General features: G+C 64.0%; 23 protein-coding genes. 10 read left to right on the top strand and 13 right to left on the bottom strand.

Annotation, left to right across the window (positions count from 1 at the left end):
• Positions 1–120: 120 nt before the first annotated feature.
• The 7 genes from E4O92_RS04595 to E4O92_RS04565 form a co-directional block, all read right to left on the bottom strand.
• The gene (locus E4O92_RS04595) at positions 121–1,467 is read right to left on the bottom strand and encodes a TAXI family TRAP transporter solute-binding subunit (protein ID WP_229483058.1); all 1,347 of its coding nucleotides are present in this window, start codon (positions 1,465–1,467) and stop codon (positions 121–123) included.
• Between the two features lie 43 nt (positions 1,468–1,510).
• Positions 1,511–4,753: a transglycosylase domain-containing protein gene (locus E4O92_RS04590; protein WP_370659991.1), complete on the bottom strand. Its 3,243-nt coding sequence runs from the start codon at positions 4,751–4,753 to the stop codon at positions 1,511–1,513.
• A 260-nt stretch (positions 4,754–5,013) separates the two neighbouring features.
• A complete protein-coding gene (locus tag E4O92_RS04585) occupies positions 5,014–5,799 on the bottom strand; it encodes a competence/damage-inducible protein A (RefSeq protein WP_135188571.1) in 786 nt (261 codons plus the stop codon).
• 54 nt (positions 5,800–5,853) lie between these two features.
• On the bottom strand, positions 5,854–6,675 hold the full coding sequence (locus E4O92_RS04580) for an EI24 domain-containing protein (protein ID WP_135188570.1): 822 nt from the start codon (positions 6,673–6,675) through the stop codon (positions 5,854–5,856).
• Positions 6,675–7,667 (bottom strand): sterol desaturase family protein, encoded by a 993-nt coding sequence (locus tag E4O92_RS04575; RefSeq protein WP_135188569.1) that lies wholly within the window; start codon positions 7,665–7,667, stop codon positions 6,675–6,677. The genes E4O92_RS04580 and E4O92_RS04575 overlap by 1 nt, the downstream gene beginning before the upstream one ends.
• Positions 7,664–8,452, bottom strand: coding sequence for a polysaccharide deacetylase family protein (locus E4O92_RS04570; RefSeq protein WP_135188568.1), 789 nt, complete (start codon positions 8,450–8,452; stop codon positions 7,664–7,666). The genes E4O92_RS04575 and E4O92_RS04570 overlap by 4 nt, the downstream gene beginning before the upstream one ends.
• A 2-nt stretch (positions 8,453–8,454) precedes the next feature.
• Positions 8,455–9,423 carry a YVTN family beta-propeller repeat protein gene (locus E4O92_RS04565; protein ID WP_135188567.1) on the bottom strand — a complete coding sequence of 323 codons (969 nt, stop codon included), beginning with the start codon at positions 9,421–9,423 and terminating at the stop codon, positions 8,455–8,457.
• 174 nt (positions 9,424–9,597) lie between these two features.
• Here E4O92_RS04565 and E4O92_RS04560 point away from each other — a divergent pair, with 174 nt between their 5' ends.
• From E4O92_RS04560 to E4O92_RS04550, 3 genes are all read left to right on the top strand, one after another.
• Positions 9,598–9,954: an FKBP-type peptidyl-prolyl cis-trans isomerase gene (locus tag E4O92_RS04560; protein ID WP_135188566.1), complete on the top strand. Its 357-nt coding sequence runs from the start codon at positions 9,598–9,600 to the stop codon at positions 9,952–9,954.
• A 2-nt stretch (positions 9,955–9,956) separates the two neighbouring features.
• Positions 9,957–10,160: a hypothetical protein gene (locus E4O92_RS04555; RefSeq protein ID WP_135188565.1), complete on the top strand. Its 204-nt coding sequence runs from the start codon at positions 9,957–9,959 to the stop codon at positions 10,158–10,160.
• Between the two features lie 272 nt (positions 10,161–10,432).
• The gene (locus E4O92_RS04550; RefSeq protein WP_135188564.1) at positions 10,433–10,687 is read left to right on the top strand and encodes an acyl-CoA-binding protein; all 255 of its coding nucleotides are present in this window, start codon (positions 10,433–10,435) and stop codon (positions 10,685–10,687) included.
• A 1-nt stretch (position 10,688) separates the two neighbouring features.
• Here E4O92_RS04550 and E4O92_RS04545 read toward each other — a convergent pair whose 3' ends face one another.
• Entirely contained in the window at positions 10,689–10,967 is a 279-nt protein-coding gene (locus E4O92_RS04545) for a polyhydroxyalkanoic acid system family protein (RefSeq protein WP_135188563.1), read from the bottom strand.
• 179 nt (positions 10,968–11,146) lie between these two features.
• Here E4O92_RS04545 and E4O92_RS04540 point away from each other — a divergent pair, with 179 nt between their 5' ends.
• The 7 genes from E4O92_RS04540 (at position 11,147) to nth (ending at position 17,779) form a co-directional block, all read left to right on the top strand.
• Positions 11,147–12,604, top strand: a complete 1,458-nt coding sequence (locus tag E4O92_RS04540) for a gluzincin family metallopeptidase (protein WP_135188562.1) — start codon at positions 11,147–11,149, stop codon at positions 12,602–12,604.
• 143 nt (positions 12,605–12,747) lie between these two features.
• Positions 12,748–13,029 carry a protealysin inhibitor emfourin gene (locus E4O92_RS04535; RefSeq protein ID WP_135188561.1) on the top strand — a complete coding sequence of 94 codons (282 nt, stop codon included), beginning with the start codon at positions 12,748–12,750 and terminating at the stop codon, positions 13,027–13,029.
• Positions 13,030–13,216: 187 nt separating this feature from the next.
• The gene (gene fdxA, locus E4O92_RS04530) at positions 13,217–13,540 is read left to right on the top strand and encodes a ferredoxin FdxA (protein ID WP_135188560.1); all 324 of its coding nucleotides are present in this window, start codon (positions 13,217–13,219) and stop codon (positions 13,538–13,540) included.
• Between the two features lie 126 nt (positions 13,541–13,666).
• Complete coding sequence (locus E4O92_RS04525; RefSeq protein ID WP_135188559.1) at positions 13,667–14,758, top strand: NAD(P)/FAD-dependent oxidoreductase; 1,092 nt, start codon at positions 13,667–13,669, stop codon at positions 14,756–14,758.
• 234 nt (positions 14,759–14,992) lie between these two features.
• Positions 14,993–16,228 carry a polyhydroxyalkanoate depolymerase gene (locus tag E4O92_RS04520; protein ID WP_135188558.1) on the top strand — a complete coding sequence of 412 codons (1,236 nt, stop codon included), beginning with the start codon at positions 14,993–14,995 and terminating at the stop codon, positions 16,226–16,228.
• Between the two features lie 215 nt (positions 16,229–16,443).
• Positions 16,444–17,130, top strand: coding sequence for an electron transport complex subunit RsxB (rsxB, locus tag E4O92_RS04515; protein ID WP_135188557.1), 687 nt, complete (start codon positions 16,444–16,446; stop codon positions 17,128–17,130).
• Position 17,131: 1 nt separating this feature from the next.
• Positions 17,132–17,779, top strand: coding sequence for an endonuclease III (gene nth / locus E4O92_RS04510; protein WP_135188556.1), 648 nt, complete (start codon positions 17,132–17,134; stop codon positions 17,777–17,779).
• Positions 17,780–17,797: 18 nt separating this feature from the next.
• Here the strand turns inward: nth and E4O92_RS04505 are convergent, their stop codons facing one another.
• From E4O92_RS04505 to E4O92_RS04485, 5 genes are all read right to left on the bottom strand, one after another.
• Positions 17,798–18,019, bottom strand: coding sequence for a hypothetical protein (locus E4O92_RS04505; RefSeq protein WP_135188555.1), 222 nt, complete (start codon positions 18,017–18,019; stop codon positions 17,798–17,800).
• Positions 18,020–18,344: 325 nt separating this feature from the next.
• Positions 18,345–18,587 carry a hypothetical protein gene (locus E4O92_RS04500; protein WP_135188554.1) on the bottom strand — a complete coding sequence of 81 codons (243 nt, stop codon included), beginning with the start codon at positions 18,585–18,587 and terminating at the stop codon, positions 18,345–18,347.
• 112 nt (positions 18,588–18,699) lie between these two features.
• Entirely contained in the window at positions 18,700–19,077 is a 378-nt protein-coding gene (locus E4O92_RS04495; protein WP_135188553.1) for a nuclear transport factor 2 family protein, read from the bottom strand.
• A 27-nt stretch (positions 19,078–19,104) separates the two neighbouring features.
• Complete coding sequence (gene proB, locus E4O92_RS04490) at positions 19,105–20,223, bottom strand: glutamate 5-kinase (protein ID WP_135188552.1); 1,119 nt, start codon at positions 20,221–20,223, stop codon at positions 19,105–19,107.
• Positions 20,220–20,627, bottom strand: coding sequence for a hypothetical protein (locus E4O92_RS04485; RefSeq protein WP_135188551.1), 408 nt, complete (start codon positions 20,625–20,627; stop codon positions 20,220–20,222). Before E4O92_RS04485 ends, proB begins: the two co-directional genes overlap by 4 nt.

The following is a 20,627-nucleotide window of genomic DNA, read 5'->3' as shown; positions in this document are numbered from 1 at the left end:
GTCATTCTTGTTGGCGTAGCGGCAGATAACGCGCGGCTTCGCCGTCAGTTGCGTGCGAGGCGCGGCGAATAGTTGGCGCAGATAATTGTGTCCTGCTAAATGGGTGCCAGCGGCAGCCGCTCACGCGCTCGCTGCCGTATCGGGCATCCGCCTGACCCGCTCGCGCACGAAATGGATGTGGCTGCGCAGCTCGTACAAGGCATCGGCGAACGCCAGCGGGACCGAGGTCTGGTTCACGTTCCGTTCGATCTCGTCCAGACGCCGCAGCAGGTCGGCCAGTTGCTCGTCGCGCCGCTCGCCCTGCACCTCTTCGAGCGACTGCTCCACCGCGCGCAACTGGCCATACCAGCGGTACACGCGCGAACGGATGCGCCACACATAGAGCGGCGGCACCACGCGCGACAGCGGGATCAGCAGCGCCAGCAGCGGCACCACCACCACCCACATCCGGTCGAAGAAGTTGGCCAGCCAGAAGCTCATGTAGCGCTGCAGCAGCGGCGCGCCCTGGCGGTAGTAGCGGGCCGCTTCGCGCGCCACCGGTATCTCGGTGTAGCGCGGCGACGGGAACTGGCCCGGCTGCTGGAACCAGCCGGCGCCGCCGTGGATCTCGGTCGCAGCCTGCACGAACTGGTCGATCAGCGCCGGGTGGAAGCCTTCGCGCGCCACCATGGTGGCGGTCGGCGCGATCAGGTGATAGTCCTGGGCCGGAATGTCGCGCCCGAGATCGACGATCCCGCGCGGCAGCACCACGTGCGACAAGAACGGCAGACGCCGGGTATAGGCCTCGGCCTGGGTAAAGTCGAACAGGTGCACGCCCGGCGTTTGCAGCAGCATCTGGATCAGCGGCGCTTCCGGCGCCGACGCGAACACCAGGCCGTCGATGCGCCCGTCCAGCAGTGCCATCGTGGCTGGCGTGTTCTCCAGCGCTGTGATCTGAAGGTCGCCCGGCACGAGGCCGTTCACGCCAAGGATCTGGCGGAACAGCCTGGGCACGCCGGTGCCTTCCGGACCGAGGTTGATACGCAAGCCCTTCAACTGGGTCAGGCTTTTGACTTTCGTTTCGTCGCGCAGGAACAGCCAGACCGGCTCGGTGAACAGGCTGCCCAGCGACACCAGGTCGCGCCGCTCGGCCTGGGCCTCGTTGGTCATGCCGCTCTGGACGAAGGCGATGTCGGCCTTGCCCTCGAGCAGGCGCTGCAGGTTGTCCTGCGAGCCGAGCGACGATTCGAGCCGTACCGCGATGCCGTTTTTGGCCAGCTCGGCCTGGTACTGCTTGCCAAACTGTTCGTAGGCGCTGTTCTCCTGCCCGGTGGCCAGCACCAGCTTGCGCGGCGGCGCCGGATCGACCACCACGTAGGCCACCGCCACCGCGCAAGCGACCAGTACCAGGGTCGGCCCGATCGCCACCAGCAGGTCGCGCAGCGAGATGCGGGTGAACTTGCGCACGTTCGACATCACGCGCCGCATCGGCTGCATCGCGTGATTCCTGCCTTGCTTGCGGCGCACCGGTTCAGCGCCCGCACTGCTGGAGCGCGGCGCGGCTGCCCGGCGGCGGTTCGATCATCGGCATCAGGCTCGGCGCCAGCGTCACCAAGAGCTGCACCGGCAACGCACTGGTGAAGTCGTAATGGGCCGACTCGGGGCCGTGCACGTAGGCCGTCATGCTGCCGTAGAAGCGTTCGCCGATGTTGAACACGAAGGTCGCCGAACGGTTCACGTAGCGCGATTCGATCAGCCGGCCGCCCTTGGCGTAGACGTCGAAGCGCTGGTCGCCGGTGCCGGTCTTGCCGCCGACGGCGATGATGCTGCCGTCCGACTTGACGAAGGCACTCTTGGCGCGCTTGGCGGTGCCTTCCGATACCACGCCGCGGATCGCGTCGGCCACCGCGCGCGCCACCTCGGGCGCGAGCACCTGTTCCTTCGGCCCTGCCCCGGCGCGCTTGACCAGGGTTTCGTACGGCGTGCCTTCAGCGAAGTGCAGCGAGTCGATGCGCTGCACCGGCTTTCTCACGCCGCCGTTGACGATAATGCCCATCAGTTCCGCGAGCGCGGCCGGACGGTCGGCCGAGGCGCCCAGCGTGGTGGCGTACGACGGCACCAGCGAGTCGAACGGGTAGCCCATCTTCTTCCACTGCGCGTGGATCTTGAGGAAGGACTCCACTTCGAGCAGGCCTGCGATGCGCTTGTCCTGCGCGTGCTTGCGGTGGGTCTTGAACAGCCAGGAATAGACCTCCTGGCGCTCCTGCACCGAAGCCTTGGTGACTTCGTCCCAGCCGGCCTTGGGATGGGTGTTCAGGTAGCCCACCAGCCACAGCTCGAGCGGATGGATCGAGGCGATGTAGCCGCGGTCGGCCAGCGACATGTTGGCCGGCGCGTACTGGTCGTACAGCTTGGCGATCCGGTCGTCCTCGAGCTCGTTGTTCGATGCGACAGAGCCGCGCAGGAAGCTCGTGAACTGGGCCAGCGACGCGTCCGGGAACACGGTGCGGTGCGCGGCCGCGAGCTTCGATGCGGTCGGACGCACGCCCGACATCAGCGTCGCCACCGCGTCCTTGGGCGCCTTGCCCTTGTACTTGTTCCAGAATTTGGCGAGGAAGTCGCGGCCTTCCTTGTCCGCGAAGCGCGACAGGTAGTCGGCGCGGCGCGGGTCGTCGGCATCGGCCAGCAGCTGCGCCGACGAGCCGGGCAGCTGGAACATGTAGTAGCGCACCACGTCGCGCATCAGGCGCACGAACACCAGGTTGGTCGAGTTCTGCAGCGCCTGGCGCACGGTCAGGATGCGGTGGTCGTCGAGTTTACTGAAATTGCCGAAGCGGTGCAGGCCGCCGCCGGTGAAAAAGCCTTCGGCCGGGCTGCCCGAGTACTTGCGTTCGAGCGCGGCGTCGAGCATCGGCGGCAGGGTCCGGTCCGCGCCTTCCGGCAGGGTACGGAAATACTCCACCGCCCAGGCCGAGAGCCGGTCCTTGGGATCGGTCGTTTGCTTCGCCAGTTCGGCCTTGCCCATGCCGCCGTAGCGCTTGTGCAGCTGGTCGATGATGTCCAGGTAGGTGACCAGCGTGCGCAGCTTGGCGGTTGAGCCCAAGTCCAGCTTGGCGCCCTCGTTGATGTCGAGCGGCTGGTCGAAGTTATCGGTCTGCACGCGCAGGTAGTTCACGTCCGCGCCGCGCTCCATCAGCGTGAAGCTGTAGACCACCTTGGCCGGGTCGCCGTTGCCCAGCATGCCCTTGCCGGTCAGGCCGGCGGCGGCCGCCGCCTCCTGGTTGTTCAGCTGGCGCAGCGCGGCGGTCACCGCTTCCTGCGCGCCGGCGTCGAGCGTCGAGACCACCGCCAGGTCGAGCCGGTCCAGGTTGTACAGGCGCGGATCGCCCAGCAGGTTGGCCAGGTGGTTGCGCACCGCGTTGGCGGCCTTGCGCGACACGAAGGCGCTGGGCGCCGGCGGCTCGATGCCCGAACCCAGCGCGGGATGCAGCTTGACCGCCAGCGCCGCGTCGCGCATCTGCGGCGTGATCACGCCCGCCTGCGCCAGCACCCGCAGGTGGCTGTTGGTCAGGGTCTCGAGGTCCTCCTCGCCCGCCCCCAGGTAGTACGCCGGGCGGCGCTGCGCGATCATCAAGGAAAGCGCTTCCTTGTACGTGAGCGCCTGTTCGGGCGTGAGCAGCGGCTCGCTCAGGATCTGGTTCATCTGCGCGAAGTCGCGCCCGTACCAGACCCACATGCCGTCGCCAATGCCATTCACTTCGCCGTAGCCGACCTTGGCCGACAGCGGCACCGTGTTCAGGTAATCGAGCACGATCCGGCGCCGGGCGGCGGTGGTGTCCTGCCCGTCCTGGTAGGCGCGCAGCGTGGCCGATGCCATCTGGCGCAGCTTGTCCGACAGCGAAGTGGTGCGCCCTTCCTGCGAATGGCGGTACTTTTCGATCTGGGTCGCCAGCGTGCTGCCGCCGGCCACCCGCCCGCCCCCGCCCAGGCCCACCGAATGCACCGATTTGTCGAACACCGCCTTGGAGAAGCGGTCCCATTCAATCGCCGGGTTGCGCTTGGGGTAGGTCGGATCGAGCAGTTCGCGGTTCTCGATGAACAGCAGGCTTTGCACCAGGATCGGCGGCGCGGCCTCGAACTTGTCGAACGCGCGCTCCGGATAGCGCGCCGAGAACAGGGTCTGGCCGTGGCAGTCGAAAATGTCCAGCCCCACCTTGGTCTTTTCGCGGTAGGTCGCGAACAGGCCCATGTCGGCCAGTTCCATCATCTTGGGCGACATGCGCGCCTGCGCCGCGACCGTGTAATCGCGCCCGGCCAGTTTGGAGAGGTAGTTCGGCAGGTTGGCATAGCCCAGGCGCTCGTCGTACGGGCTGTCGTGCGGAAAGCGGATGGCGTTGCTCTGGCCCTTTTCCATCCGGTAGTGGATCTTGGCTGCCAGTTCGCTGAAGAACCTGGCCTGCATGGCCGAGGTGCGGGACTCGTACACCGCAAACGCCGCGCCGCCGGCCACCAGCACCAGCGTCACCAGCAGCAGGGCCGGCTTGATGCGGCTCTTGCGGCGCCGCGGCGGGCCGCCGGCCGACTGGCGGGGAACCTGTTCATCGGGCGCCTCATCGGCGACTAGCGACAGGTGCGGTTCCTGGCGCGGCATTTCGGGCGCTTCCATGGCCGCTACGGCTGCGTCGTCAAGGTCGTTGGTGGTGGGACGTCCGCGCAACCTGCTCACGGCGCGGGACACGAGACGGGGACGCCGCGAAGGGCGATTACTTTCCATGATGGCTCAACCGGTCTGATTCATTCTGCCCCAATCCCCGAGACACCCGCCCGCCATCCGTGCTGCTGGTATGTTCGAGTGATTGAGGTCGTTAAAACTTACAACTTTGGGCGGCGCAATCTCACTCCGGATCTCACCGCCCGCAGTACACATTCCACCACATCAACTGCACTTGGACGAAGCACTCTTCAACAAATTTGATGCTGGCAGATTATTTTCGCAAAAAAACAACGACCGGGTTCAGCGAGGGGCAAACATGCCTACAAAACGTGGTATTCCGCTCCGCGCCAATCGAGTTCCGAACGCATCATGGCGAACGCCGCCTCGACCTGTTCCGGCGGCCCTTTCACGCCCAGTTCGATGTTGGGCCGCGTGTGCGCATCGCCCACGCAGGGCAGGCTGAACACGCGCACGCCGGCATAGTGCTGCTCGATCGCCTCCATCAGCGGCGTCAGGGCGGCCTCGGCCTGTTCGTACACCAGCAGCGAGCGCTCGGCGCGCGCTTGTGCGTGGAACAGGCCCGCGTAGTGGGTATCGAGCACCCAGGCGATCATGGGCCAGGCCATCACCGGAAAGCCCGGCACGAAATGGTGGTGCTCCACCGAGAAGCCGGCGATGCGGTTGTACGGATTGGGGATCAGGCTTGCGCCTTCCGGAAACTCCGCCATCTTCAGGCGTTGCAGGTTGTCAGGCCTGGTCAGGTCCGCAACCACTCCCGCTTCACGCGCGGTGTCGCGGATGCGCTGTTCGATGATGGCGCGCCCTTCCGGATGCATCACCAGCGGCCGGCCCAGGGCGGCGCTAGCGCACTGGCGCGTCTGGTCGTCCGGCGTGGCGCCGATGCCGCCGCAGGAAAACACGATGTCGTTCGACGCGAACGTGCGCCGCAAGGTGGCGGTGATGCGCGCCGGATCGTCACCGACGATCTCGGCCCAGTCCAGATGCAAAGCGCGCTCGCCCAGCATTTCCACCACCTTGGGAAAATGCTGGTCGCGCCGTTTGCCGGACAGGATCTCGTCGCCGATGATGATGAGGCCGATAGCCATGGCTCTTTTACCGTTCAATGGAGGAGCCAGTTTGCCACGTTTTCAAACAGACCATCAGCGCTGCATCATGGGTTCAATCCTTGCCTGGTCACGCCTTTGGCTGTCGAGCGCCTGCAGGCAGTAGTACTGGAACCACAGGCCGGTAAAGATGAAGATGACGAGGTACAGCCAGATCGACAGCACCGCCAGCACCGGGAACAGCAGGATTGAGACCAGCGCGCCGCCCACCCAGACGATGCCGGGCAGCGCACCGGCAAGTCCCGACACGGTGCCGATCGCCAGCAGGCGCCAGCGGTGATCGCGCGCCAAAGCGCGCCGCTCTTCTGCGCTCGCATACTCGGCCAGCGCGTCGTAGCTCATCACGCGCGCGGTCAGCCAGCCCAGCAGCAGCGCCTGTGCCAGCACCGCCAGCGGCGCAAACGCATACAGCGGCAGCGTCACCAGCCATAGCAGCACGAACACGAGGATGCTTGAAAAACCCACGCCCAGGCTGCCGAGCATGCTGCCGCCGTGCTTCTGCTCGAGATCAGGGAACTGGCGCTGCCCGACGTGGCGCGCGATCGCCGGCATGGCGGCCACGCCCATGAACAGCAGCGAGGTCACGATCATCAAAGGCACCAGCAGCAGGATCGCCGCCAGCGGCACCGCCAGCGCCTTGAGCATGCCAAGGCCAAGCGCGTACAGGATGTTTGAGCTGACCGCGCCATGTTCAGTGAACACGGCCTGCAGCCAGTCGAGCAGCGGCTGCAGCCACAGCCACAAGAGGCCGCCCCACAAGGCCACCGACAAGAGCAGCGGCACGATCGGCAGGAGCAGCATCCGGCTTGAAAACTGGGAGCGCAGCGCGCGCCCGTAGGCCTGGAACACGCCGTTCATCAGCTTGGCTTCCGGCCTGCGAATTCGATCATCCGCGTGAGGCCCAGCCACTGCTGGCGCCAGAACCCGCGTCCGTAGTCGCGCCCGGGCACCGTGTTGCCCCCGGCGTCCACCCGCTCCAGCTGGTCGCGCACTCCGGTCTCGGGAAAGCCGGGGGCGAAGCTGGCGGTGCGGAACAGGATGTCCCAGACCGGCAGCAGCACGCCGAAATTGCAGCCACCCAGCGTGCCCTTGCCCGCCGATTCGTGCCCGACGCCGATCGCATGGTGGCGGCGGTGAAAGCGCGGCGACACCAGCAGCCGTTCGAACCAGCCGAAGTGCAGCCGCACGTTCGCGTGCTGCAGGCTTTGCAGCGCGCGCGAGACCGACACCAGCAGCACGTACTGCGCCGGCGCCACGCCGATCGCCAGTGCGATCGCGGCCATGTAGATGTCGCGCAGCAGGTCGTCGAGCAGGTGGTTGCGGTTGTCGCTCCACAGGTTCATGTCGCGCTGGCTGTGGTGCAGGCTGTGCAGTCCCCACCACCAGTTGAACTGGTGCTGTCCGCGGTGGAACCAGTATTCGAAAAAGTCGAGCACCACCAGGTACAGCACGAAGCTGGCGAGCGGGCTCATCCCGGGCAGCAGCGACTCCAGGTTAAACGGGTGCACGCCCTCCAACCGCAGCAAGCCGGCCACGCGGTCAAGCAGCGGATCGAGCGTGAAAAACACCGCGACCGAGAACAGGCCCAGGCGGTGGATCACGGTGTAAATGAAGTCGTTCAGGCGCGCGTACCTGTTCCCCAGCTTCTGCGCGGGGATCAGCGCCTCGAGCGGGCGCAGGACCAGGTAGAGCGCGGCCAGTTCGCACACGCCGGTGAGGAACCACTCGACGCCTTCGAACGCGTCCTCGATGTATTCGCCCAAGCCGGCGTGATACAGGAACGGCTCGACCAGCGATTCGAACAGCCATCCCTGGGCCCAGCTGAACCAGTCAATAAAGTGCTGCATCATTTTGCTGCGGTTGATGAGTAATCCGGATGCTCACGCAGTGTAGCGAAACAAAAGCCTTTTTGCTGGAGACCGGTGATCAGCGGTTCCAGAACGCTTGGTGCCCACGGGTCTTTGCGCGACCAGATGCCCATGTGCGCCATGAAAATGTCGCCGTCCTTCAGGTTGTCGAGCGCGCGCTTGAGCAGTACCGCGTTCGGATAGACCTCGCTCGAAGTCTCGTCGCCGGAAAAGCCGGCCTTGGCCCAGCCGACATGCGCATAGCCGCAGGACTTGGCCGCCGCCAGCAGGTTGGGCGAGGTATGCCCGCCGGGCGCGCGGAACAACGGATCGAGGTGGTGCCCGGTAAGCTCGGCAAAGCGCGTGTCGACCCGGCGCAGTTCGTCGCAGTACTGTCCCGCGCTCCAGGTCAGCTTCTGCCCGGCGTGCTCGCCAAACTGCGGCTTGACCACCATCGCGCCCTTGGGCAGGTCGCGCTGCCAGTACACGTGGTCGAAGGTGTGGCTGCCGAAGGCGTGGCCTTCCGCCACCCGCGCCTTCCAGTAGCCGGCCCAGGACGGGTCGAGCGACCAGTCGCCGCGCACCGTCTTTTCATTAGCGAGAAAGAAGGTGGCCTTGACGTGATGTTTGTTCAGCGTGTTGGCGATGAGCTCGGCCTGGGACTGGCTGCCGGTATCGAAAGTGAGGTAGATCGTGCCGCGGCAAGCCTGCGGCGCGGCGGCCTGCGCGACCGCCATCGATGCCGCCAAAACCAGCCCCGCGCAGGCGCGCGCACCGGGCAATGCCATGCTTACCTCGGCGCGGCGTTGGCGAAAAATACCCCGTGCGGCGAGCGGCCGACCGGGATCATCTTGATCACCTTGCGGCTCGGGACGTCGATCACGGCGACCTTTTTAATCCAGCGCAGCGTGGCCCACAGGGTCTTGCCGTCGGCGGTCAGCTCCATGCAATCCGGACCGCCCGGCACCGGGATCATACCCACGTTTTCCAGCGTCTGGGTGTCGATGATGTTGATCGAGTTCTGCACCCGGTTCGAGACGAACACGTAGCGCTTGTCGCCGGCCAGGCGGAAGTTGTGCGCGCCTTCGCCGGCCTTGATGCGCTTGACGCTCTGGTGAGTACGCCAGTCGATCACCTCGACGTAGTTGCTGCCCATGATTCCGACCAGGAGGTACTTGTTATCCGAGGTCATCATGATGCCGGCCGGCAGCTTGCCCACCGGGATCGTCCACTTGACCGCGCCGCTCGCCAGGTCGATCGCGCTGACCTGGTCGCTGCCCTGCTGGGTGATGAATGCGAGCGTGCTCTCGGCATTGAACGCGATGTGGCTCGGCATGCGCGCCAGCGGGATGCGGCGCGTCAAATTCAGGTTGCCGCCTTCGTACTTGTAGAGGTCGACCCGGTCCAGCCGCAGCGAGGCCGAGACGAACCATTTCTGGTCCGGCGAAAACCCGATCTGGTACGGGTCGAGCACGTCCGTCAGCTTGCGCTGGATCTTGCCGGTGACCGGATCGAGGAAGATCAATTCGTTGCCGACCGAACTGGCCACGATCAACGACTTGTTGTCGGGGGTGGCCATCAGGTGGTGCGGCTCCTTGCCGACCGCGAAAGTGCCATTGTCGGCACCCGTGGACTGGTCGAGCAATTGGACGGTCGCATCACGCGAATTGAGCACCACGACAACGTTGGCGTGGACCACCGGAACGGCCGCCATCAGGCAGGCACCGGAGAGAAAAAGCTTACGAAAACTGCGCAGCATGGAAGGGGACTCGCCCGAGGACAGAAAACACCTATTCTACGTGGAAATCGTCGTATCCAACTCTGCCCCACCTCAGATTTGCTTCGCCTTCACAACACAGTGGAAAGACCGTCAATAGCGCTTTGACAGCCCATGCACTACAATCGGCGCTTCACCCGATATTCAAGGAAAATCATGTCCATCACCACCACCAATTCCGGCCTGCAGTACGAAGACACCGTCGTCGGCAGCGGCGCTGAAGCGAAAGCCGGCCAGTACGTCACCGTGCACTACACCGGCTGGCTGCGCAATGACGATGGCACGCAGGGCGCCAAGTTCGACTCAAGTAAGGACCGCAACGACCCGTTCGAGTTCCCGCTCGGCGCTGGTCATGTGATCCGCGGCTGGGACGAAGGGGTGCAGGGCATGAAGGTGGGTGGCACGCGCCGCCTGGTCATTCCGAGCGACCTGGGCTACGGCGCGCGCGGCGCCGGCGGCGTGATTCCGCCGAACGCGACCCTGATTTTCGACGTCGAACTGCTGGCGGTCTGATCATGCGCGCGCCTGTCCGGATGCTGTTGGCAGCCGCGCTGCTGGCGGCGCTGTCCGGCTGCACCGCCATGGCGGTCGGCGGGGCGGTGGTCGGCGCCGGCGTGACGGTCGCAACCACCGCGGTGGGCGCGGGCGTTGCGGTCGGCAAGGGCGTGGTCAGCGTCGCGAGTGCGCCGTTCCGCAGCAGCGACGAGAAGGATAAATAACAGAAGGACAAGTAAGCATCACCACGTCGTTCCCGCGGAGGCGGGAACCCATACTGAGCCGCGGTAGCACGCGGCCTATGGCGGGAACGACGTGCTAACAATGGTTTCGCCCGAGGCGCTGTGATCACAGTGCCCTCCCTCCCCACTTCCGAGCATTTCCTCTAAAGTCATTGCCAAACTCCATGTTTCAACGGCGTGGTGCGCTAAGATGCGCGGGCCTTGTTCTTCCCGGCAACGTCTACGCAATCGAGTAACCCCAACCAGGAGCAGCAATGAGTTTGCAGGACCAGTTCATCCAGGCGCAGCTTGAATCCAAGACCTTGCCCGAGCGCCCAGACAACATGACCTTGCTTAAGATCTACGCCCTGTTCAAGCAGGCGTCGAACGGCGACGTCAGCGGCGAACGTCCCGGCTTCAGCGACATGATCGGCCGCGCCAAGTTTGACGCCTGGGAGAGCCTGAAGGGCACCGCGCAGGAAGACGCGATGCAACAGTACATCGACCTGATCGCGGACCTGAAGGGCTGATTCAAGCCCCAAACACCTTCTTCATGCTTTCCGCCACCTTGGCCTTGATGGCCGCGGCGAAAGCGCTCATCGGAAAACCGAGCTGGATGTGCATCGCCGCGTGCGAGCCATCCAGCGTCAACGACCCGTGCACGCCGCTGCGCTCGAAGCGCAGCACGTCGCCAGACCAGCGGCACGCCAATCCATATTCGGCGGCCATCCTGTCGGCCACCTGGCAGGCCGCGGCGCGCGCCGCCTCCGGAGGCAGGTTGTGGTGCTGGACGATACGAATGTCAGCCATTGCGGCGCTTCCTTCCTGAGGCAGAAATACAAAACCTGCAATGATGCCATTTGACTGCGGAGTTCGCCAGCCTCCCTTGCATTCTCCCTCTTAGATCAGGATCAATTGATATTCCTCAATGCCTGATTTACCGCACAGGTGACCATTCCCGCTGAGCCATCGCACAAGGAGGAGTCACCATGGAATCACGAGCCCTAGTGGCGGACGACGCGCCGGACGAGCGCGAACAGTCGCCGGTCAGCTTTGTCCCCACCCCGAGCGCCCCCTACCGCCAGCACCGCAAGGCCGCCCAGCTGCTGGACGAGCCGGGCGCGCCGCGCGCCAGCAACGACTCTCCCACGCCCGGGGTGCCGCTGCCCTACGCCTTCGGGGCCCGGGTGCTGATGTGGAAGCAGGACCCGTCGGTGACCGAACTCGGCATCCGCAAGGTTTTCCTGCCGGGCATCGTGCTGGCCGGCCCGCGCGACGCGCGCATCGTCTCGGGCGACGGCATTGATCCGGTGGCTCCGAACGCGTTCGGCGACTTCGTCACCATGCCGGACACGCCGCAGTTCGACGCGGTGCACACTTTCGCCGTGGTACGCCAGACGCTCACCATGTACCAGCGCGCGCTCTCCTGTGCCGACGCCGACATGCCGCTGCCCTGGCAGTGGAATAGCAGCGTAGACACCTCGCCGCTGCAGGTGTTCCCGTACGGTCTGCCGAACGTCATGAACGCCTTTTACAGCCGCTCGCAAAACTGCCTGAAGTTCGGCGATTTCGTGCCCAACGGCCAGACCAACCGCATCTACACCTGCCGCTCGTTCGACATCGTCTCGCACGAAACCGGGCACGCGGTGCTCGACGGCCTCAAGCCGCAATGGCTGCAGGCCGACAATCCGCCCCAGACCGGCGGCCTGCACGAGTCGTTCGGCGACCTGACCGCGATCTTCCTGGCGCTGTCCCAGCTCGACCAGTGCGAGGCGGTCATCGCCCAGACCAAGGCGCGCCTGCACGACAAGACCTTTCTCTCCGACATAGCCGAACAGTTCGGCCTGGCGCTTGGCAACTCGAACGGCCTGCGTAATGCCGACAACAACGTTACCTTGTCGGACGCCGGCACGGAAGTGCACGCGATCTCGCAGGTCTTCACCGGGGCCGTGTACGATATCCTGGCAGACATGTTCGCGTACGAACGCAATCCCGCGCTGGAGGACGACGCGTTGGTGCTGCACCGGGTCGGCGCCTATCTGCGCTCTCTGGTGCTGCGCGCGCTGATCGCGGCGCCGGACATCGCCGCGACCTTTGCCGACGTGGTCAATGAAATGCTGCGCATCGTGCTTGAAGACGGCAAGCCGGCCGATTACGCCAACTTCATCCGCAACCGGTTCGCGCAGCGCGAGGTGGTCGAGTCGCCGGTGCCACTCACCGAGGACCACGAGCCGCGGATGAGGCTTGCGGCCCTGGTCAAGGACGCGCCGGGCGCCGTGCAGGACCGCCGGGCCTGCTGCGGGACGATGAACTTGGCCGAGTATTACGATATCGAACGCGTACTCGATGGCGAAGCGCAGGCGCTGGCGCGCTGGTGCGCCGAGCACGGGCGCAACGGGCCGGCGGGCCAGGAGGAGCCGGATTCAGGCTCTGGTGCAACGCGTTAAGCATTACATTAAAAGCACCGCTCCCGCCGCCATGTTTTTAATGGCAGGCGCAACACCGTCGTTCCCGGGCTCGCCCGGGAATGGCGTTTTGAAGCTGACGCTTCGAAATTAAACGCAATAACAATCTGGTACGCGGAGGAATCATGAAAATCACCGCAAAAGCCAGCGGCGGTTTTGCCGGCCGCACTGAATGCTACGAGCTCGACACCACATGCCGCGCGGACGGCAAATCGGTCGAGGACTTGCTGCGCAAGCTAGACTTTTTCGACGCCACCCCGCCCTGCAGCATCGGGGCCGACATTCCACGCTGGGAAATCACCGTCGACGACGGCCCGCGCAAGCGCACCCTGCGCGTGACCGAAGACCATGCGGCCGCCGCCACCGAATGGCAATCCCTGATCGAATACCTGCGCCGCACCGCGTGATCGCGGTGTTTTGTGTTGCATTCTGGTTAATACACTGACGCGACAAGGGACATTTGCTTATGTTTATTGTGTATAAGCCTAATTTGTCGGAAAGGCTGAATTGCCCTAAAATACAGTGCTTTGCCACGTTTGGCGAACATCAATCAAACGCCGACGTCGCGGCACCTCCACCATAGATAGGACTGTTATGACCCACGTTGTCACCGAATCGTGCATCCGTTGTCGTTATACCGACTGCGTTGATGTATGCCCGGTAGATTGTTTCCGGGAAGGCCCGAATTTCCTCGCGATCGACCCTGACGAGTGCATCGACTGCGCCGTCTGCGTGGCCGAATGCCCGGTAAATGCGATCTATGCGGAAGAGGACGTGCCATCCGACCAGCAACAGTTCATCAAGATCAACGTCGAACTGGCGCGCGCCTGGCCGTCGATCACCAAAACCAAGCCGGCCCTGCCCGACGCGGACGAGTGGAAAGACGTCAAGAACAAGATCGACCAGCTGGTTCGCTGACCAGCCCAACAGCTGCTCTCACCTGGCGGGGGCAGCGCGTCGGCCTCCTGCCATCCATGGCACACTAGGCGCCATCGCGTCACCGCAGGCCCGGCGCCCCTCATTCAAAATCAACAGGAAGTAAGCATGACAATCAGCCACGAAGCGGGCAGCCTCGCTCCCAACAGTTCGTTTGCCGGCGCCATCGATGCCGACGCCGTGATCATCGGCGCAGGCCCGGTTGGCCTGTTCCAGGTGTTTGAGCTCGGCCTGCTTGAAATCAAGGCCCACGTGATCGATTCGCTGCCGGCCGTCGGCGGCCAGTGCGTGGAACTGTATCCGGACAAGCCGATTTACGACATCCCGGCCGTGCCAGTGTGCACCGGCCAGGAACTGACCGACAACCTGCTCAAGCAGATCGAACCGTTCGATCCGACCTTCCACCTGGGTCAGGAAGTGACGACCGTGCAGCGCCGCGAAGACGGCCGTTTCAATGTCGAAACCTCGGCCGGCACCCGCTTCATCACCAAGACCATCTTCATCGCAGCCGGCGTCGGCTCGTTCCAGGCGCGCACCATCAAGGTCGACGGCATCGACAAGTTCGACAACAGCCAGCTGTTCTACCGCGTCAAGGACCCTGCCCTGTTCGAAGGCAAGAACCTGGTCATCTGCGGCGGCGGCGACTCCGCGCTCGACTGGACCCTGAACTTCGTCGGCAAGGCCGAGTCGGTGGTGCTGGTGCACCGCCGCGAGGACTTCCGCGCCGCCCCGGCCTCGGTCGCCAAGATGAAGCAGCTGTGCGACGAGTACGAGATGCAGCTGATCACCGGCCAGGTCACCGGTTTCGACGAGCGCGACGGCAAGCTGAGCGAGGTGAAGGTCACCGGCGCCGATGGCGTGACCCGCCGCGTGCCGCTGGACATGCTGCTGGTATTCTTCGGCCTGTCGCCCAAGCTCGGCCCGATCGCCGAGTGGGGCCTGGACATCGAAAAGCGCCAGCTCAAGGTCGTGGACACCGAGAAGTTCGAAACCAACGTACCGGGCATCTTTGCCGTGGGTGACATCAACACCTATCCGGGCAAGAAAAAGCTGATCCTGTCGGGCTTCCACGAAGCCGCGCTGGCCGCCTTCGGCGCCGCGCCGTACATCTTCCCTGACAAGAAGATTCACATGCAGTACACGACCACCTCACCCAAGTTGCATAAGATCCTTGGCGTGGAAACACCTGTGTTTGACTAAACGCTACCGTTCCGTAAGTTCTTCACCACGAATGCCCCGGCTCGCCGGGGCATTCGCTTTTCTGTGGCCGCACGTACCGACGGACCGCCACAAATCGTGATACAAATAGTGTCGTGCGGCACCATTATTTTCAGATCGGAGACTGTTTCCACAGCCCAAGCCACATAACCTATAATTGATCGAGTGCCTTGCGCGAACGTTTGCCACGCGCGACCTCATCCAGAAGGATACTTTATGCTTTACCAACTGCACGAGATGCAACGCACGTTTCTGACTCCGCTCATGCAGTGGGCCGATGCGTCCTCGAAGCTATTTTCGAACCCAGTTTCACCGTTTGCACATACCCCCTTCTCGCAGCGTATTGCGGCCGGCTACGAGCTGATGTACCGGCTCGGCAAGGACTATGCCAAGCCGGCATTCGGCATCGACAACGTCACCATTAACGACAAGCCGGTCGGCATCATGGAACGCACCGTCGTCACCAAGCCGTTCTGCAAACTGCTGCATTTCAAGAAAGACCTGAGCGACCGCAAGATCGAAGCGCTGAACCAGCCCAAAGTGCTGCTGGTCGCGCCGCTGTCCGGCCACCACGCCACCCTGCTGCGCGACACCGTGCGCGCGCTGCTGGCGCACCACGACGTCTACATCACCGACTGGACCGATGCCCGCATGGTCCCGCTGTCGGAAGGCCCGTTCCACCTGGACGACTACGTGTTCTACGTCCAGGACTTCATCCGCCTGCTGGGACCGGATCTGCACGTGATCTCGGTATGCCAGCCGACCGTGCCGGTGCTGGCCGCGATCTCGCTGATGGCGACCAACAACGACCCCAAGCTGCCCCGCACCATGACCATGATGGGCGGCCCGATCGATCCCCGCAAGTCGCCCACCGCGGTCAATGACCTGGCCATGGAAAAGCCGTTCTCGTGGTTCGAAAACACCGTGGTTTACTCGGTGCCGGGAAATTACCCGGGCTTCGGCCGCAAGGTCTACCCGGGCTTCCTGCAGCACGCCGGCTTCATCGCCATGAATCCGGGCCGCCACGCGCAGAGCCACCGCGAGTTCTACCAGCACCTGGTGCGCGGCGACGACGACTCCGCCGAGAGCCACCGCCAGTTCTACGACGAATACAACGCCGTGCTCGACATGCCGGCCGAGTACTACCTCGACACCATCAAGACCGTGTTCCAGGAGTTCCGCCTGCCGAAGGGCACATGGGAAGTGGGCGGCCAGCTGGTACGCCCGCAGGACATCAAGACCGTGGCGCTGCTCACGGTGGAAGGCGAACTGGACGACATCTCCGGCGCGGGCCAGACCCAGGCCGCACACGAGCTGTGCAGCGGGATTCCGGAAAACATGCGCTACGACTTCGTGGCGGCCAAAGCCGGACACTACGGCATCTTCTCGGGCCGTCGCTGGCGCGAGATCATTTGTCCGCGCATCGGCGAATTCATCCGCACGCACGCCTGACCGGCGCTTCCGAAACACAAAAATGCCGCAGCACACCCGCTGCGGCATTTTTTTCGTCCGGCTTACAGAGGCGTAGGGGGCGCGCGGCCGGCGAGGACCAGTGCGCACGCGGTACGGCCGCGTCACGTTGGCGTCCGCGTACGCACTGGTGGCCCCGTCTCGCGGCCCCGCCACTTTTATCGGATAATGTCGGCTTTCCTCCCGCACCACCAGCCGTGACCAAGACCCTCGCCGACCAGATCGAAGACCTGCTGCCGCAGACCCAATGCACCAAGTGCGGCTACCCCGCCTGCCGCCCTTATGCTGAGGCAATCGCGCGCGGCGAGGCAGAGATCAACCAGTGCCCGCCCGGCGGTATCGAAGGCGTGCGGCGGCTTTCCGCGCTCACGGGCCGGCCGGTGATTCCGATCAACCCGGCCAACGGTGTCGAGCGCGCGCGCCCGGTCGCGTTCATCGACGAGAGCCTGTGCATCGGCTGCACGCTGTGCATCCAGGCCTGCCCGGTCGACGCGATCATGGGCGCGGCCAAGCAGATGCACACCATATTGCCCAGCCTGTGCACCGGCTGCGACCTGTGCGTCGCACCCTGCCCGGTCGACTGCATCGCCATGATCCCGGTGACGGGCGAGCTGACCGGCTGGGCCGCCTGGTCGCAGGAGCAGGCCGATGCCGCCCGCGCACGCCATGACTTCCGCACAGTGCGGCTGCAGCGCGAGAAGGAGGAAAACGACGCGCGCCTGGCGGCCAAGGCAGTCGAGAAGATGCGTGCGGTAACGGCCGACGCGACCAATACCCCGGAAGAATTGGCGGAGAAGGAGCGCAAACGCGCAATTATCGCCGCCGCGATGGAACGCGCGCGCCTGCGCGCCGCCGGCCAGACCCCGCCGGAGAACAAAGACTGACATGAACCCAGCCAAGCGACTCGAAATCTTTCGCCGCTTCAAGGAAGCCAATCCGCACCCAACCACCGAGCTCGAATACAGCACCCCGTTCGAACTGCTGATCGCGGTCTTGCTGTCAGCACAGGCGACCGACGTCGGCGTGAACAAGTCCACTCGCCGGCTGTACCCGGTCGCCAACACGCCGCAACAGATTCTCGACCTCGGCCTGGACGAACTGAAGACCTACATCTCGACCATCGGCCTGTACAACACCAAGGCCAAGAATGTGATGGCGACCTGCCAGATCCTGGTGGACCAGTACGGCGGCGAAGTGCCCCACTCGCGCGAGGCGCTGGAGGCATTGCCGGGCGTGGGCCGCAAGACGGCCAACGTGGTGCTCAACACGGCCTTCGGTGAACCGACCATGGCGGTGGATACGCACATCTTCCGCGTGGCCAATCGCACCAAGATCGCGCCGGGGAAGAACGTGGACGAGGTCGAGCAAAAGCTGCTCAAGTTTGTGCCGAGGGAATACCTGCACGACGCGCACCACTGGCTGATCCTGCACGGCCGCTACACCTGCGTGGCGCGCAAGCCCAAGTGCTGGAACTGCATCATCAACGACCTGTGCGAGTACAAGCCGAAGACGCCGGCGCCCGCTGGGGCTTAGATGTGGCCATGCGTAATGCTAGAAGCCGATTCGCTTCAGAAGCATAGGCAAAACCTGCGCGAGGACAATGGCGCTGACGATCCAGATGATGATGCCGCTCTTCGCTTCAGCGATCGCAGTCTTTAATTCCGATCTTAGTTTCGCAAGATCGGTCTTCGTAGCACCAGTGGCTTTAATAATCGCAATGTCGCGCTCAAGAGCGAACAGGCGACCCTCGATCATTTTTACCCGATCGTCCATTGCTTCTTCCAGACTCGCTCCCTGCCAGCGCAAGTAGGGTAACCAAGCTGACAGTATAAGAGCGCGACCATCAACAGCGCTTCAACAGGGCGCAAATGAAACCCGGCCACGACGGATTCCAACCTGAGTCGCAATCTTTATGGCAAGATGCAGAACAACGAATCTTGGGAGTTTCCTATGCGTCACCTGATTACACTTGCTTGCCTGGCTGCCGCACTCGGCATGTATTACGTCGGCCTCGATACCGGCGCTGGGGTCGCCTTTGCAGTTGCGGGCGTGTTTGAAATTGTTTTCTGGAAGCGCTTGTTCGCGCGGCGCCGGGCAGCTAGAGTCCGAGTTTCCTCAGCAGCATAGGCCACAGCTGGGTGAGGAAAAATGCGCTGACCACCCAAATGATAATGCTGCTCTTCACTTCGGCGATCCTACCGTTCACTTCGGCGATCGTAACCTTCACTTCGGCAATCTCGGCCTTCAGTTCCGCGATATCGGCCTTCGTCGCCCCGGTGGCTTTGATTATCGCGACGTCACGCTCAAGCGCGGAAAGTCGCTCCTCCATAACATCTGCCAAAGTTTTCTCCTTCCAGGGCAAGGCTACCATTTGACAGCATAAGCTGACCAAGAACGTCGATCAGGATCAAGGGCGGGCAAACTTCCCCTTGCCTGCCCCATGCTGCCAATGTTCAGGCAGCCCGGCCCCTCAGCAACGTCTTGGCCCCCAAAGCGAAACTGGCACGCTGAATCCGCCCATTGACGACTTCGTAGATGCACAGCATTTCGAGCGTGCCTTCACCCTCTGGGAAATTACGGGTGATGAGCTCGAAGTCAGTCACCACATTACCCATCACGATACGCGACAACAACCGGGCGTGCAGCGCCGGCTCCTCAAAGCGTGCAAGGAAGCGCGGGCGCATCTCGTCAATCCCCTTTGCCAGGCGCTCGCCATGAAGCGTGAACTGTTCGGCGTCCGGCGCATACGTATCCAACAGCGCATCGATGTCCTTGGCGTTATAGGCATCGAGCTGAGCCTGGACAACAGCAACAGGCGAAATATTGTTCATCTTGTCGGTCCGATAAAAAGCCGAAGCTTACAGCAGAACCATGTTATCGCGGTGAATCAGCTCCGGCCCTTCGACATAACCGAGGATACCCTCGATCTCGGACGATGAACGGCGCATGATCAGGCGCACCTCGCTCCCCGTGTAATTGGTCAGCCCACGCGCCACCGGATTTCCCTGCTCGTCGACGCAGGTGATCACTTCCCCGCGGCGGAACTGGCCATTCACCGCCGTCACGCCGATCGGCAGCAGCGACTTGCCCTCCTGCGTCAGCTTCTGCACCGCGCCCGCGTCGAGCACCACCTCGCCAGCCGTGTGCAGGTGATCGACCATCCACTGGCGGCGGGCGGTCAGGCGCGCGGTCGGTGCGGTCAGCTGGGTGCCGATCGCTTCGCCGCTGGCCAGCCGCACCAGCACGTTGTCCTCGCGGCCCCAGGCAATGACGGTATGCGCGCCCGAACGCGCCGCGCGCTTGGCCGCCAGCACCTTGGTCAGCATGCCGCCGCGGCCGATGCTGCTGCCGGCGCCGCCGGCCATCTCTTCGAGCCTTTCATCGCCCGCCTGCGCTTCCCCGATCAGCGTGGCCGACGGATCCTTGCGCGGATCGGCGGAAAACAGCCCGCGCTGGTCGGTCAGGATCACCAGCGCGTCGGCCTCGATCAGGTTCGCGACCAGCGCACCCAGCGTGTCGTTGTCGCCGAACTTGATTTCGTCGGTGACCACCGTGTCGTTCTCGTTGATGATCGGGACCACGCCCAGGCGCAGCAGGGTCGTGAGCGTGGAACGTGCGTTCAGGTAGCGTTCGCGGTCCGCAAGGTCCGCATGCGTGAGCAGCACCTGCGCGGTGCCGATGCCGTGCGCGCGAAAACTGGTTTCGTAAATCTGGGCGAGCCCCATCTGGCCGACCGCGGCGCAGGCCTGCAGCTCGTGGATGTCGGTCGGGCGCTCGCCAAAGTGCAGGCGCAGCATGCCTTCGGCGATGGCGCCGGAAGACACCAGCACCACTTCCTTGCCGAGCGCGCGCAGCGAGGCGATTTGCGCGGCCCAGCGCGCGATGGCGTTTTGATCGAGGCCGCGTCCTTCGTTGGTGACGAGCGACGAGCCGACTTTGACGATGATGCGTGAGGCTTGCTGGATGGCTGATTTCATGGCGAGGTGACTTTTCCACGCGGGCGTAGCGCCAGCAGGGAAAAGCCCGCCAACAGTTCGATCCCGCAGACGACTAATAATATCCCCTTCGGCAGTCCGATCGCGAAAGCCGCGACCATGCGGCCGGCCGGCTGCGCCAGGAGGAACAATGCTGTGAGGTCGCCGAGGATGGGCTGGTCGCCCTGCCTTGCTGCGAGCAGAGCCAGTCCCGCGGTGGCGAGACGGACTCCGACATAGATCGCGTAAAACTGGCTGTAGCCGTTTACGCCGACCAGAAACAAACCCATCGAGGCTGCGACCCGGTCAGGGTCGAGCATGGCCGCGAGCGCCGCCAGCGAGCTGACGGTGGCGACCAGCTTGAGGAGCTGCGCGCGCAACGCGGCGCGGTTGATGGGTCCTGCCAA

The sequence above is a fragment of the Massilia horti genome, assembly GCF_004614195.1.
Taxonomy (GTDB): Bacteria; Pseudomonadota; Gammaproteobacteria; order Burkholderiales; family Burkholderiaceae_D; genus Telluria; species Telluria horti.
The sequence above is the reverse complement of the archived record's forward strand: the minus strand, read 5'-3'. Positions and strand labels throughout refer to the sequence as shown.

Excerpts from the sequence above, each read along its gene's own strand:
- E4O92_RS04565 (WP_135188567.1), bottom strand. The coding sequence starts at position 9,423 with ATGCTGCGCAGTTTTCGTAAGCTTTTTCTCTCCGGTGCCTGCCTGATG.
- E4O92_RS04585 (WP_135188571.1), bottom strand. The coding sequence starts at position 5,799 with ATGGCTATCGGCCTCATCATCATCGGCGACGAGATCCTGTCCGGCAAA.
- E4O92_RS04550 (WP_135188564.1), top strand. The coding sequence starts at position 10,433 with ATGAGTTTGCAGGACCAGTTCATCCAGGCGCAGCTTGAATCCAAGACC.
- E4O92_RS04525 (WP_135188559.1), top strand. The coding sequence starts at position 13,667 with ATGACAATCAGCCACGAAGCGGGCAGCCTCGCTCCCAACAGTTCGTTT.
- E4O92_RS04595 (WP_229483058.1), bottom strand. The coding sequence starts at position 1,467 with ATGCGGCGCGTGATGTCGAACGTGCGCAAGTTCACCCGCATCTCGCTG.
- E4O92_RS04505 (WP_135188555.1), bottom strand. The coding sequence starts at position 18,019 with ATGGACGATCGGGTAAAAATGATCGAGGGTCGCCTGTTCGCTCTTGAG.
- nth (WP_135188556.1), top strand. The coding sequence starts at position 17,132 with ATGAACCCAGCCAAGCGACTCGAAATCTTTCGCCGCTTCAAGGAAGCC.
- E4O92_RS04590 (WP_370659991.1), bottom strand. The coding sequence starts at position 4,753 with ATGGAAAGTAATCGCCCTTCGCGGCGTCCCCGTCTCGTGTCCCGCGCC.
- E4O92_RS04540 (WP_135188562.1), top strand. The coding sequence starts at position 11,147 with ATGGAATCACGAGCCCTAGTGGCGGACGACGCGCCGGACGAGCGCGAA.
- E4O92_RS04575 (WP_135188569.1), bottom strand. The coding sequence starts at position 7,667 with ATGATGCAGCACTTTATTGACTGGTTCAGCTGGGCCCAGGGATGGCTG.
- E4O92_RS04560 (WP_135188566.1), top strand. The coding sequence starts at position 9,598 with ATGTCCATCACCACCACCAATTCCGGCCTGCAGTACGAAGACACCGTC.
- E4O92_RS04555 (WP_135188565.1), top strand. The coding sequence starts at position 9,957 with ATGCGCGCGCCTGTCCGGATGCTGTTGGCAGCCGCGCTGCTGGCGGCG.
- E4O92_RS04520 (WP_135188558.1), top strand. The coding sequence starts at position 14,993 with ATGCTTTACCAACTGCACGAGATGCAACGCACGTTTCTGACTCCGCTC.
- E4O92_RS04535 (WP_135188561.1), top strand. The coding sequence starts at position 12,748 with ATGAAAATCACCGCAAAAGCCAGCGGCGGTTTTGCCGGCCGCACTGAA.
- E4O92_RS04545 (WP_135188563.1), bottom strand. The coding sequence starts at position 10,967 with ATGGCTGACATTCGTATCGTCCAGCACCACAACCTGCCTCCGGAGGCG.
- fdxA (WP_135188560.1), top strand. The coding sequence starts at position 13,217 with ATGACCCACGTTGTCACCGAATCGTGCATCCGTTGTCGTTATACCGAC.
- E4O92_RS04580 (WP_135188570.1), bottom strand. The coding sequence starts at position 6,675 with ATGAACGGCGTGTTCCAGGCCTACGGGCGCGCGCTGCGCTCCCAGTTT.
- proB (WP_135188552.1), bottom strand. The coding sequence starts at position 20,223 with ATGAAATCAGCCATCCAGCAAGCCTCACGCATCATCGTCAAAGTCGGC.
- E4O92_RS04495 (WP_135188553.1), bottom strand. The coding sequence starts at position 19,077 with ATGAACAATATTTCGCCTGTTGCTGTTGTCCAGGCTCAGCTCGATGCC.
- E4O92_RS04570 (WP_135188568.1), bottom strand. The coding sequence starts at position 8,452 with ATGGCATTGCCCGGTGCGCGCGCCTGCGCGGGGCTGGTTTTGGCGGCA.